The organism is Pedobacter zeae (assembly GCF_014196715.1).
Lineage (GTDB): Bacteria > Bacteroidota > Bacteroidia > Sphingobacteriales > Sphingobacteriaceae > Pedobacter > Pedobacter zeae.
In genome coordinates this window covers 502321-516503 of the sequence record NZ_JACIEF010000001.1, presented here as the reverse complement: position 1 = coordinate 516503, position 14183 = coordinate 502321, and the positions used below count along the sequence as shown (strand labels likewise).

Annotated in this window: 8 protein-coding genes; 2 read left to right on the top strand and 6 right to left on the bottom strand. The window is 41.7% G+C overall.

The annotated features are described in order from the left end of the window. Nucleotides 1-27: 27 nt before the first annotated feature. Complete coding sequence (locus GGQ60_RS02050) at nucleotides 28-351, top strand: nuclear transport factor 2 family protein (RefSeq protein WP_183759731.1); 324 nt, start codon at nucleotides 28-30, stop codon at nucleotides 349-351. Between the two features lie 283 nt (nucleotides 352-634). On the opposite strand, the gene GGQ60_RS02045 is transcribed toward GGQ60_RS02050, so the two are convergent. Next, nucleotides 635-1045, bottom strand: a complete 411-nt coding sequence (locus GGQ60_RS02045) for a winged helix-turn-helix transcriptional regulator (RefSeq protein ID WP_221235856.1) — start codon at nucleotides 1043-1045, stop codon at nucleotides 635-637. A 307-nt stretch (nucleotides 1046-1352) separates the two neighbouring features. On the opposite strand from GGQ60_RS02045, the gene GGQ60_RS02040 reads away from it, so the two are divergent. Beyond that, nucleotides 1353-2180, top strand: a complete 828-nt coding sequence (locus GGQ60_RS02040; RefSeq protein ID WP_183759730.1) for an alpha/beta hydrolase — start codon at nucleotides 1353-1355, stop codon at nucleotides 2178-2180. A gap of 248 nt (nucleotides 2181-2428) precedes the next feature. Here the strand turns inward: GGQ60_RS02040 and GGQ60_RS02035 are convergent, their stop codons facing one another. From GGQ60_RS02035 to GGQ60_RS02015, 5 genes are all read right to left on the bottom strand, one after another. Next, nucleotides 2429-3652, bottom strand: coding sequence for a DUF4998 domain-containing protein (locus GGQ60_RS02035; RefSeq protein ID WP_183759729.1), 1224 nt, complete (start codon nucleotides 3650-3652; stop codon nucleotides 2429-2431). Between the two features lie 30 nt (nucleotides 3653-3682). Next, nucleotides 3683-4885: a DUF5000 domain-containing lipoprotein gene (locus tag GGQ60_RS02030; RefSeq protein ID WP_183759728.1), complete on the bottom strand. Its 1203-nt coding sequence runs from the start codon at nucleotides 4883-4885 to the stop codon at nucleotides 3683-3685. A 22-nt stretch (nucleotides 4886-4907) separates the two neighbouring features. After that, nucleotides 4908-6854, bottom strand: a complete 1947-nt coding sequence (locus tag GGQ60_RS02025; RefSeq protein ID WP_183759727.1) for a RagB/SusD family nutrient uptake outer membrane protein — start codon at nucleotides 6852-6854, stop codon at nucleotides 4908-4910. 17 nt (nucleotides 6855-6871) lie between these two features. After that, on the bottom strand, nucleotides 6872-10189 hold the full coding sequence (locus GGQ60_RS02020; RefSeq protein WP_221235855.1) for a SusC/RagA family TonB-linked outer membrane protein: 3318 nt from the start codon (nucleotides 10187-10189) through the stop codon (nucleotides 6872-6874). Between the two features lie 954 nt (nucleotides 10190-11143). After that, the gene (locus GGQ60_RS02015; protein ID WP_183759726.1) at nucleotides 11144-14182 is read right to left on the bottom strand and encodes an efflux RND transporter permease subunit; all 3039 of its coding nucleotides are present in this window, start codon (nucleotides 14180-14182) and stop codon (nucleotides 11144-11146) included. Nucleotide 14183 lies beyond the last annotated feature (1 nt).

Below are 14183 nucleotides of genomic sequence, written 5' to 3'. Positions count from 1 at the left end.
TAAAAAATCACCTAAAAAGAAATAAAAATGAACTTACCGAAAATCATAACCGACCTGGTTAATGCACAGAACAGCTTCGACAGCATTGCTTACGCCAATTGTTTTTCCGAAACCGCCGTGGTATTTGATGAGGGAAAAACGCATAACGGGAGGACCGAAATCCACCATTGGATCGAAGAATCAAACGAAAAATACAGATCAGTGATGATACCTCTAGAATATACCGAAAATGGTACTTCAGGTATCTTATCTGCTGAGTGTTCCGGAACATTTCCGGGAAGCCCGATTATATTAAAATTTCATTTTGATATCGCAGACGGGCTAATTCAGCAGTTGAAAGTAACGGAATAAGAGCGGATGTGAAAATAATTCATTTCCCGCCCATGGACAGGGCCTAAAACTAAAATCCTTAACATTGATGATTTTAAGGATTTTAGTTTTTTGATTTGGTAGCCTTTGGGACCATTTTTCATATGCCTGGTGGATAACCGGCAGGAAATTTAGTCCCTGGCTCAGTACCTTCAGCTTCACTTATTGAAAAACCAAATGTTGATGAGTAATTTACAAAAGGCACCTTTTTCACCATAAACACCTTAATATCATCTTGTTACCAAAAGAAGTTAGCTATACTGGCTTACCGGCTACTGTTTATTAGATCGGAGCAAACAGCAATCGCTTTACCATCGGCATAGGTTTTTCCCCAATCACAAAGTTTTTCCAAAACCGGTACCAAATCAATGCCCTTATTTGTAAGTACATATTCAATTCCGGAGGGAACCGTTTCTGGAATTTCTCTCTTAATAATAATCGCGTGTGTTTCGAGTTCTCTAAGCTGCCTGCCTAAAACTTGTTCTGAAATATTTGGCAATTCTTTTTTCAATAAATGGAACCGGTTATTTCCTTGCGAAATGGAATACACAATCTGAGATTTCCAGCGCCCGCTGATCATGGCAATCGCTGAATTTAATTCACAAACCTGAAACAAGAACTGTTCGTTTATCGCATTGGTTGAATTTTCTTTACGCATATATGTACTCCATTTCACCTTTTAGTTTTATTTCTTTACCCGTTTTCATCTACCCATTTCAAAACCAAAATTGCATCCTTAGGGCCAAAAATGCGATAATCTATTTCGGCCCGCGATACCCTTCAATTCCCTTAAAAGGCATTAGTCTCTGCCGCATTACAATTTTTTACCTGCCAAAATGCGCCTCCTGTTAACAGGAGAAATGTATTTTTTCATTTCGATTATACGCCTTGTATTTAGCCATTGTTTTTGCGGCTCACAATTTTGTTAGCTATTGCACACGAAAAAATGCCTGCAGAATTTTGCACTAACAAAAATACAAAATATGGTTAAGACAATAGTTATAACGATGGCGCTATTTGCCACCATCGCGGCACATGCACAGGAAAAATGGATTTTAAAATCAGAATATTTAGCAAAACCCGATACCGTTCTTATTTTCAAACCAAAGGTTTATACTCCTGCCAAAAAATTTCCATTGGTTTACCTGCTTCACGGATATAGCGAAACCTACAAACAATGGTCGCAAACCACCAACCTGCAGAAAGTGGCCGATCAGTATGGTTTTATCATGGTTACGCCCGATGGTTTTACTTCTTACTATATCAACAGCCCTGTAAATCAATACTCAAGGTTTGAGGATTTTTTCTTCAAAGACCTGGTTCCGAAGGTGCATCACACTTTAAGTATTGACGAAAAGAATATTTTCATCAGTGGGTTGAGCATGGGTGGCTATGGCGCATTGCGGTATTTCGTTTTACATCCTGATTATTTCAATACGGCGGGTGCTACAAGCGGAGCTTTGGAGATCGACTACCACAATTTTCAGAAAGTAAGCCAATTGTTCTGGCATACAAGCAGAATGACAGATGACCTGATAAAAAATCTTGGAAACCCCAAAACAGCAAATTGGAATAAATACAACATATCAGCCCTGCTAAAGGAAAAAACTGGTTTCAGCAAGCCATTTATTTTTGATTGTGGAACGGAAGATGTTTTATACCTAAATTCAGTAAACTTAAAATCACTAACCGATAGTTTGAAAATTCCGGTAACGTTTATCTCTCAACCTGGTAACCACAATACCGAATATTGGAACAAATCTATTGACCATCATTTTGTGTACTTCCAACAGCACATGAAGACCGAATAGTAATATCCTTGCCAAATACCGTACATCTAAAAAAAAGGATTGGTCAATTACCCGCGAAAAACAGATCAGCCAATGAAGTTATTCGAAAAAAGGGTTTATTCAGGTCCTTTTAACAAGAAAACGCCAATTTTACTTCAAAACAATCCGTTTTAATAAAACCGCCAATTTTCGATTGAAAATTGGCGGTTTCTCGTTTGTTGCGTTTTTTTTTGGAATTGAATCCTGTTTACAACTGATAAAAAGTCAGACTAATTGGTTTTAGGCAAAAATTTCAGTTGCACCTGACTAATTCGCCAGAATGTACCATCTCCGGCACCCTTATTCGGAACATTGCCAACGAAACCAAGCGATACTTTCTTTTCATTCGTTAATGTAAAGGCAATTTTATGTGTACCTTTTGCATTGGTCTTGGCATAGGCCAAGGATGATGTGATGTTGCCTGTATTCGGTATGCCCTCCCCTTCGGCTGCTACGGTATAGAAGTCTCCCCCCGCTGTACAATCAGGAATATCTATTTCGAAGGTATATTGTCCGGGAGGTAGAACAACACTTTGATAAATTTTACCATCAGTAATTGTAGCCATATTATCTGCAGACCATCCTGCTTCCATGGCCAGCTGAGGGCCACCGAACCAGGTGTCTACACCACCATAAAATACACCTGCAGCCTGCCTGAAATTTCGTACAGCATCGTTGGTTGTCCAGGCTGTTGGAATTCCCCATCTGTCGCCCTTTACACTGGTTGTAAAAGGTATCTTTGTATTTGACAGATACTGGGCAGTAACATCCTTTAAAACACCTACCTGGGCAAATTCCGTGTAAAAAGTGTCAATGCTTGATTTAGTTGGCAGGTACAGGGTTCTGGTACTAATTGTGGATGCCGTGCCTGCAAGGTCATTCAATGTAGTCCGTTCTGCAGCTATTGGCACCCTTAGCGTTTTTACTCCGGTTGTTGATGTATACCGGATTTCGGTAGCAAAAGGCCCGGCTGAGAGATCAATGGTCAGCCAATTAATTACCGTTTCGCCATTAACCTGGGTAGCACTGCTAATTGCCCGGTTGTTCAGTGATGCGGCATACCGTGGCCCATAAATCCTTCCAACCGCATTAACCGCAATAGAACGGTTTCCTGCAGCATCGAAAGTATACACTAAAAAACTTCTTATCCCTTCTTCCACATTAAATATTTTGGAGAATTTCCTCGGATCTGTATTCATATTTACGGGATACTCGATCGAATCTTTTTGATCGTTCCAATAGATTTTAATCCTGTTGATTTTGGGGTCGGCTTTTAAAAGACCGGTTAACTGTACCCGATTATTACCCGGGTTAATTTTAACAGAGTCTAACTTACCTGAGTAAAGGATATCTCCTCCTTCCAGGTATTTTTTATAATCATCCGGCTTAGAGCAACCAAAAAGCAATATGGCTACGAAAGACAGGAGGATGGTTTGCTTTATTTTATTTTTCATCTTCTTATGCTAATTAATGAATCATATTGCTTATTGTACGGCACCATAAACCTCTATTTCATTGATACTTTGTGCGGTTCCGCCAGCCCAGTTCTCCAGGCACCTGATTCTGAGATAACGAACCTTAGGGGCATTGAGATCAATATCCCAGCTAAAACCTGCCGCCGCGGTGGCCTGATCTTCTGCATTATCGTTTCCATAAGGAAGTCCTGATGGCTTTTTCACCTCGTAGCTACCCAGAAGGATCCAGCTTGAATCTAAAGCACCGTTTAGATTTGGGTTACTGGAACCATATATTTCGAACCTTTTCATGGTAGAGAGGTAGTAATACCTTGTTCCTTCAGGGAAAGGGCGAATCCACACCCGGCTTAATTTTGCCGATACACCGGTATCAAAGCTGACCATATGTGGTCCGTTACCGCCATTAATCTGGTGGGTAAAACTGGTGTAAGGCCACCCGAGCCTACCATCCCAGGCATAAACGAGTGCAGCGCCATTGGTAACCTGCGGCGCATCGCCAGGTAATACCAAAGCCCGGAAAAGTGAAGGATTAAGTTTCGCTTCAAATATCGGATTTATGGCTTTGTAAAGGGTATCTGAACTGTTTCCCCATTTGTCTTTAACAAAAATTGCCAGTTCCTGCCTTGTGGTATCTAGCCCCCTGATCTTCGATAAAATTTCGTCGGTACGGGTAAATATACTCCTGAAATTATCCACTTCAAATTGCTTAAAAACATTTTTCTTCATCACCATGATCGAAATATTATCCCGTGTTGGATTGGTAGCCGACAGATTGTATCCTCCAAAGGCATTGATCACTTTGATGCTCTTAAATACTTTCTTAAATGGGGCTTCAAGAGGTTTTACCTTCACCAGGGTTGGTTGCGAAAGCACTTCGCTCCTGCTTACTGAATACAGTGAGACCTGATGTTCCAGCGTATCGGCAAATCCTTCAACTACGATGGTATCTTTATAAAAGGACGATTTGGCTTCAAAATTAGTTCCGTTGGCTAATTTAAAAACAGCTTTGACATATAATAAATTCTTGTCGTTAGGCAGTTTATAGGTAATTCTAGCCTTGCCATTCAGGTTTTCGACCTGAATATTGCTTACCAGTTGAGGAACGGCTCCATCATTCCCTGTTGGACCTCCCAATTCTTCTTCCTTACAGGAGAACAGGGCCGGTATCAATGTAAGCAGCAATAAGTAATTAAAAATTTTCCTTGATTTCATGATTCTTATCTTTAAATAAATACTACCATCCCGGGTTTTCCACCAGTTTTGGATTCTTTCTGATTTCATTGTCTCCAATCGGCCACAAATAATCCCTTGGCGCTATAAATGTTTGGTTGAAGATGGTTCGTTCGATGTTGTAACTCTCAGTTGTCTTGCCCAAAACACTTAGTCCCGTAATATCCTTATTAAGCTCCTCGGCGGCCAGTTTCCACCTGCGGAGATCCCAGAAACGTTGACCTTCGAATGCAAGTTCGATCAGGCGCTCCCTGCGGATAATTTCGCGGAGTCCATTTTGGCTGGTATATTTAGATGGATTCTTGGAATAAGTTGTCCATGATTCTACAACACCTTTTAGTCCTGCCCTGGTTCTCACCCGATCCACATAACTGATTGCAGTAGCGGAACCGGGCTCTACTTCATTTAAAGCTTCAGCATACATCAAATAGAGGTCAGCCAGTCTTATTTCCGGCCAAGGATAGGTTTTCCAGGTTGGGGCATTGTTGGTATTTGTAGTTGACTCCCAATGAACGAGTTTTTTGATAAAATAACCGGTTTCGTTCCAATTGGTAAAATGGCCAAATCCAGATCGCTCTGCATTTTTCGATTGAACGTATACCGGGTTTATATCGCTGCTGGTGCTCGTGGCATCTTTCATATACCATTTACTTCCATCGAAGCCCAGATCAGCATAAAACCTTGGTTCACGGTCATAATTAAGCCTAGCTGTTGCAAATCCGGGTTCAATCGTAAAACGCTCCGAGGTAGTGGCTACCCTGGTTTGCATATAATTGGCAAAATCAAGTGTTTTATCTTCATCAATGGGCACACCGTTTTTGGTATAGAACATTTTTGCAATTTTTAACGGAGCTCCCCAAACGCCCTGTAACTGGAACCTGTCTACGTTTGCGATGCCAGCCATCGGTGGCATACAAAGGGCCTCATTCACAAAATAACTGTTTGACAGGGCCCAAACATGCTCTGTACTCCACCTGGTGGTTACCGCATTGCGGATATTCAATTGGGTTTTTGTTTCTGCATTTAAGCCATATGAATCATTGGTATAGGTATAAAGGGCACTGCCATTTAGCTCTGCAGATGCTATTGCCGCTTTGGCCGCATCTCTTGCCTTTTCCCATTTTTTCAGATCAAATACCGGGTTAAAAAGTGTGGTATTCTCCTTATCCCTAAAGCCTGCATAATCCGGATTGCCATTAAATAGCGGACTCGCAGCCATTAAAAGGAGTTTTGCCTTGACAGCAAGCGCAATTGGTTTGGTTATTCTTCCCAGTTCTTTATTCTCATCGGAAATCCGTTGGGGCAGCTTTTCAGTCGCCGCATCCAGAAGTGTTGAGAGATAATTTACCGTCTCATCGATAGGGGCACGTTTATAATAAAGTCCTTCAGGATCTGAAGATTCGGGTGCATTTACATCAATGAGTGGTATAGGTCCGTACATCCTCATCAGGTAATAGTGGTAATAGGCTTTCAAAAACTCTACTTCTCCGATCCATCTTTCCCGCTCTGCTATTCCAAGATCGGGTGCCTTTGTTGGGTCTTTGATATTTTGAAGAAAGATATTACAATGGCGAATGGCCCTGAACATCATGAGATAATTATATCTTCCGTCGCCCCCTTTTAAATCCCCACCCCATTCGTTAAATAAGGGCCTGCTTCTGTTCTGCTCCCCCTGGGCAATCTGAAAAGCCGGATGCCAATGGGCCTTGTCTGTCTGGGGCAACCAGATTTCATCGCCCGACATCATTCCGGCATTGAACCAGCCATCGCCATTTTTAGGTAAGTAAGAATAACAGGTAAAAAGGTATTTTTCAGCTTCGATGCGAAGTTTGAATGCATTTTCGATCACGGCAACATTGTCAGGAACAATGTCCAGGTACTTTTTACAGGATGTTATGCTGCAAAACGCTGTGAAAACGACAGCTAATGCAATTATTTTTTTCTTTTTCATTTCTGATAGGTATTAGGTTATAAACTTACCTGTAAGCCAAGGTTATAAAGCGATTGTAGCGGATAGTTCATTCCATTGCCACGCATTTCGGCATCCCACATCTTGAACTTACTCAATATGAAAAGGTTGGTTGCCGATAAGTAAAGGCGCACATTTCTGAGATTAAGTTTTTTAATATCAGAGGAATAGCCAAATTCTACATTTTTTAATCGCAGGAAATTACCATTCCTCATCCACCAGGTTGATGTCATGTTATTGTTCGGTACCCTCCAGGTGCTCAGTCTTGGCCAAAAGGCATAAAGATTAGGATTTGTTTCCGTCCAGTAATTCTCCGAAATGGCCTTTAACAAACCCGTCTGGTAACCTCCATTCTGATAAAATGGCTGGATTTGTGTTGAGTTAATGAAGAAGGAAAAACGGGCAGATCCCTGAAAATAAAAACTGAAATCAAATTTCTTATACCTGAAACTTGATCCGAAGCCATAGGTAATTTCGGGTTCTGTAGGGTAACCTATCGGAACCTGATCATCTGTATTGATCACCCCGTCGCCATTTATATCCCTATATTTGATATCTCCAGCCCTGAGGCCACGATCGCCGAACTGAACGGGTGAATTGGCAACTTCTTCGTCATCAATAAACAACCGTTCGGCAATATAACCATAAGCCTGATTAAACGCTGTTCCTTTTCTGGAGAGATAGGATAATGAGGCGGGGTAAGGTAATTCATCAATTTTACCGATTTTGGTTGTAGCATAGGTAAAAGTACCCCTGGCATTGATTGAAAAATCGCGCGAAATATTTGCCCTGTAGCTACCCGACATATCAACACCTTTGGATGTACCATCTCCGAAGTTGGAAAAAGTTGTTGCCATTAAACCTGCTGCATTATCAATATTTGCAACAGGCTGCAAAATGTTGGTTCGTTTTTGCTTGAAAACATCTACCACTACATCAACACCTTTTCCCACGGTCAAATCCATTCCAATGTTTAACTGGGTAGATCTTTCCCATGAAATATCAGCATTTGCATACCTGGATATGGAAACTCCGGGACGGGTATAGATCGGGGCTCCGTCATTTCTGCCAAAAGAGGACCCATAACTATTGTCGTTTAAACTTACCCGCGACATATAAAAGAAACGGTCTCCTACATTTCCAATGGCATCATTTCCGGCAACGCCATAAGTAGCCCTGAATTTAAGGTTAGAGATGACACCTCTCAGCGGCTCGAAAAACTTTTCATTCGAAATTCTGTAGCCAACACCGATTGACGGAAAGAAACCCCAACGGTTACGGGTATCGAAACGCTCTGATCCATTGTAACCGAAATTAAATTCGGCAAGGTATCTGTCGTCATACCCATAAGAGAACCTTCCTGAAATACCTGCATTTCTTGAAGGTAAAGACTGGATCAGCTCATCTACATTGGCATTTTCATAATCTGAAAGATAAGAAACAAGCATACCTCCAACGGCATGTTTATCCTTAAAAGTTCTGTTGTAATTCACTGAACCTTCCAACCACAACCTGGAATCTATATCCTTTGCATCCCTGGTAAAATTCAGCACCTCTGTTCCAACCGTACCTATTGAATTTTGTCCGCCATCATTTAATGCGGTTAAATTATAGGATTGATCCTGAGGATTGATCACAGCAGAATAAAAAAACGGGTTATAATTTCTATTTATCCGGTAATAGGAAGTTCTGCGCAAATACCCCATTGCACGTGCGCTTAAGCCCTTTGTCAGGTCAGACAGGTCTTGTTTCAACTCCAGTTGAGGCTGCAGATTAGAGCTCTTATACACCTGATATCCTTTAACCAACTCCGCATAAGGATTTGTATATAAGGTAGAACTTAAACTCAAGTCGGTATTTCGTGTCTGTGCTGAACCGAAAAGCGGATGCTCAATGAAAGGCAATTTGTTTGATGGATACACAGCCGGGAACATTACCGGGTTTGCGTTTAATGCATTCCTGAAAGTTTGCTCACCGCCACCGATTGGGCCCTGGTAGTCATCAAACTGGCCATACATACGGATAATCAATACTGTCGACTTGGTGAGATCGAAGTCTATATTTGACCGGATAGAATAATTAGTTAACCGGATATTATTATTAAAATTATTAATCGGGTTCACTTTTAAGTTACCGTTATCCCGGTTTAAGGTACCTGCTACATAATACCTGGCACGGTTAGAGCCGCCAGCTATATTCAGGTTGTAACCCTGGTTAATCGTTTGTTTTTTGATAAGCTGGTCTAACCAGTTATTATTCGGGTACAGGTATGGATCTTCGCCAGCTGCAGTGCTGTTGATTTTATTTTGTGAGTAAGGTTCAATGCCATTTGGCGTACGTGTTATGGAAGCCTCATTGGCCATTCTCATATAGGTAATATTATCAGCAAACTCATAATCCCTTGTATTTTTTGATATCCTGTTTTCTACCCTGAAATTAAACTGAGGCTTTCCATTCATCCCCATTTTGGTATTAATGAGCACAACCCCGTTTGCCCCCCTTGCACCATAAACCGAAGAGGCCGCAGCATCTTTCAGGACAGAAAAATCTGAGATATCATCTGGTTGCAGGCGTGCCATATCGGTAGGTGTCGATTCTACCCCGTCAATCAAAATGAGCGGGTCTCTTTTACCAGCGCCAAACGTAGATAAACCACGGATATAGAAAGTTGAGTTATCCGTGCCCCTTCCTGGTTCGCCACTGCTCTGAAATGCAATTATTCCGGCAATACGCCCGGCAAGCGCATTGGTCAGGTTCGATGAAGGGGTTTTTAAATCCTTTACATTTACAGTAGTGATCGAACTAACCAGACTCGCTTTTTTCTGGGTATTACCAAATCCCGTTACTGCAACTTCCTGTAACTCTGTTGTTGCGTTTTCTAGCCTGATATCCAAAGTGATCACATTGCCAGCACCAACCGATTGCGAGGCAAGTGAAATTTGCTTTGACTTGAATCCCACACAGGTAATGGAGAGTGTGGCCGATTTTGTGGCCCTGATTTCGAACCGGCCAAAATTATCGGTAGCCACCCCCTGATTCGCTGCGCCGGCAACCTTAATTACCGCACCGGGGAGCCCGCTCGTTGAGTCCCTGACAATCCCTTTCACCACGATTTGATTTTGGGCCATTGCATTAATACTTAAAAAGATAAGGACAAGCATCATGTATTTTGCCATCCCCTCACTGTTAAAACCAGTTTTAACTTTCCTCATTTTTTGCGGCCTTGTCACAACTGCTGGTATCACCATTTTGAGCATACCACTCAGCACATCAGGCAGATTACGAATTTTTGGATTTAAACCTTGATTACTACTCATAATATTAATTGTTTTAATGGTTTTTAGGTGGATTTAACAGGCATAGCAATGCCACTTCCTTTTCGGGATGAATTATAAACGTTAAAAAGACGTTTATAAAAATAAGTAAGCCAATACGGAATAAGGCAAAGCCTTTAACTGTTTCCGGTTAAACGTATCTGTTATCTGAAAAAATGGTAATGCTGACTTTGAAAAAGTTTTTAAATAGGCCTACTTGCCTATAGCGGATTAGACTTCTGTTCATATTAGTTATATCTGGTTAGTGGTTGGTTATCCTTATTCTTGCTTAAAAGATAATGATCTTTTAATAAACGTCTAAATAACGTTTTTTAAATGTATGTACAATCGTTATATAATTGTAACCGTATTTTAATCTAAAACCACCATATTTTAACCCGAAATAAAAAATAACGGCAGGTTTTAGACTGTTCCAAGGTAACAGAATTTTATTGTGCAACACAATAGAAGTAAAAATGGAAAATGGATGATGGAGAATGAATGATGTAAGAGAGTGAATGGATGATGTAAGAGGGTGAATGGATGATGGATAAATACGATCTAAAGTGTCGCTTCTTTCAATTCCGATTTTAGAGTAAAAATCTTTAACCGGCTGTTCGGCAGACTTCATCTTTGCAGGGAAAAAGAAAACCACTTATTCTGTCATACTGAGCTTGTCGATTATCTTTGTTAAAAATAGCGCTATTCGACAAGCTACCATTAACAGATCCTATAGAAGAATCGTCATTTCGACTGGAACGTGACGATTTTTCATCAGTAGCGAAATGGAGACATCTATAGAAACAGATTTAGCTTCGCTGAGCATTCCGTAGTTCTCTACTGCGTTGTACTCCGCTCGAAATGACGAATTGGGAGAGGGCTGTCAATCATATTGATTTTTTAAAATACCTATCCCTCAGACTGATATCGTCATTATTTATTGAATTTAAACAGGCTCTAAGTTTCAGTCCAATGCTTATAAATCTGCTTGATCAGGCTTGGTAAAGCGATGAGCAAAAGCGGTAGAGCCACTATAAAACCACCAATAACAGCAATGGCCAAAGGTTGATGCAGTTGTGCACCTGCCCCTACACCTAGGGCCAAAGGCATTAAGGCGATAATGGCCCCTAAGGCCGTCATTAATTTGGGCCGCAACCGGGTGGAGATGGCAAAAGTAATGGCATCATCAACGCTTTGCCTGGCAAGCGATTCTTTAAACTGTAGAAAGGTAAATACCGCATTTTCGCCAATAATGCCCACGATCATAATCAAGCCCGTATAACTGCCAACATTGAGCGGTGTATGGGTAAAAAACAGGGCTAAATAACTTCCGGCAAGGCCCAATACGGAGATCAATAAAATGAGAAAGGCGATTCTAAAATCCTTAAACAGAAACAAAATCACACTAAACACCAGCAAACTGGAGGCCATGAGGATGGTGAGCAGTTCGGAAAACGATTGTTGCTGTTCTTTATATGCACCACCATATGCGATATGATAACCTGACGGCAGGTTTATCTGGGTATTTATGCTTTGCTGAATATCTTTCATCACACTGCCAAGATCCCGGTTGTCGAGTCTTGCCGTAACTACCCCAATAGTTTGCAGGTTCTCCCTGGCAACTTCGGCAATTCCTGCTTTAAGGTCAACCCTGGCTAACTGTTGAATGGGTACCGCTGTACCATTGGGCAGGAAAATTTTAAGCTTGCTGATATCGGCCACACTAAAAGTCGTACTGCCCGGATAAACCATGCGGATGGGTGAAAGCTGTTGTTTATCATATAAATTGCCAATTACGGTGCCCTGCATAGCAGTTTGGAGCTGGGATTGAAAGGATGCAGGACTAACCCCATACTGTGCCAGCATGGTAAAATCAGGTCGAACGGTTACTGTTGGCCCTGAGCGTACGATGCCATCAAATACATCGGCTGTACCGTTTACATGCGAAACCAGGTTGGCTACCTTTTTAGCCAAAGCCTGCAGCTTCTCCTGGTCGTTACCAAAAATTTTAACCTCAACAGGTTGGGTAGAGCTCATTAAATCGCCCAGCATATCGCCAATTACCTGTCCAAAATCGATTACCAATGCAGGTTGTGTATGTTCGATATGCTTACGTATCTCCGAAATTACCTCACCGGTACTTTTTGTTCTGTTGTGTTTCAATTGGATCAGGTAATCGCCGGTATTGGGTTCAGTTATAAAAAAGCCCATTTGCGTTCCTGTTCTTCGCGAATATGCCTGAACATCAGGAATTTTAATCATTTCCTTTTCTACTTGCCTCAGCATCCTGTCTGTTTCTTCGAGTGAAGTGCCCGGGGGCGAGGCATAATCCATTACAATACTGCCTTCGTCCATTTCAGGCAGGAAACCTGTCTCCAAACGCGGAAAAATAAGTATAATCGCTGCGATCAGTCCTAACATAAAGCTAATCGAGATATAAGGTCGTTGTATAAAATAACGGACCCAATTTTGCGATTTAACCTCATGTACTTCTACCCTTTTGCCTGCAGCTGCATGACTGCTTCCTTTGCGGGTAAATAAAAGATAAATGACGGGTAGACCAATCCAGGTAACAAAAAAAGAGCAGACCAGGGTAATCATCATCGTATTGGTCATGACCTGAAAATAAGAACCCACAACACCGGTCATCAGTACAAAGGGGACAAAAATCACGATGGTACTAATTGAAGAACCCAGCATAGCCGGAAAAAGATAACCAACGGCTTTGCTCAGCAGCCGCATGGTAAGTTCTTCGGGGTGTTCTTCCTGTGCGCGGTGAATCTGCTCTACTACCACTATGGCATCATCAATAATTAAACCTATGGCAGCCGCAATGGCGCCAAGTGTCATAATATTAAGCGAATAGCCAATAAAATAGAGTACAATCATGGTTAAACAGAGGGTAACCGGTATGGTAATTAAAATGGTAGCGCTTGCCTTGAAAGATCTTAAAAAAATAATGGCCACCAAAATGGCCAATGCCAAACCGATTAATAAACTATCGCGTACACTTTTTATCGATTCGTTTACAAAATCGGCCTGTATATAATAAGGCTTTAGGCTTACGCCAGCCGGCAGGATGTGTTTTAACTGTTGCACTTTGGTAAACAGCTCATCAGAGAGATCGACCAGGTTGGCATTGGGTTGTTTGATTACGGCAATCAGTATCCCATCTTTACCATTGGCATTGATACGGGTATATTCTACACTCTGCCGGATATCTACTTTAGCAATATCCATTACCTTAATCATCCTGTCGCCTTTCCGGCTCAACACCAGGTTTTCCAGGTCGCTTTTGTTTTTTACGGTAGCATCGGTTACAGACAGGTAGAGGTAATTGTGGTCGGTAAGGTAACCGTTAGATCTTATAAAATTGGTTTGGGCAAGGGCATTGCTGATCTGATCGGGTGAAATACCGAGTGCCTGCATTTTCTGTACATCGAGCTGCAGCCAGTATTCTTTACTCTTGCCGCCTATTACACGGATCTCTGAAACACCATCAACCTGCGAAAGAAAGGGTTTTACGGTATAGGTAGCAATTTTTTTCAGTTCAACCGACGAATAATTGTGGCTTTCCAGGCTATATCCGCTTACCGGGAGGATAGACGGATTCATCTTCTCTACCGAAATGTTAACGCCGGCCGGCAATGAGGCACTGATCTTGGCGATCTGCGATTCTATCCGTTGCTGACTCAGATCGATGTCGGCACCTGGGTTCATAAACGCTGAAAGCTCGCAACTGCCCCTACTGGTGGTACTCCTAACCAGCTGAAGATCGGGCACCTGTTTTACCGCATTTTCCAGGGGGCGGGTTATCGTAACCACCATCTTATCAACCGGCTGTAGCTCTGCATCGGCAATAATCTTGATCTTGGGGAAGGTAATTTCGGGGAAAAGCCCTGTTTTTAACTGATTAAAGGAGTAAATCCCACCCACCATAATGATGAGCAGCACTGCCAGGATAGGGTTTTTATGTGAAATGAAAAACTTATTCATG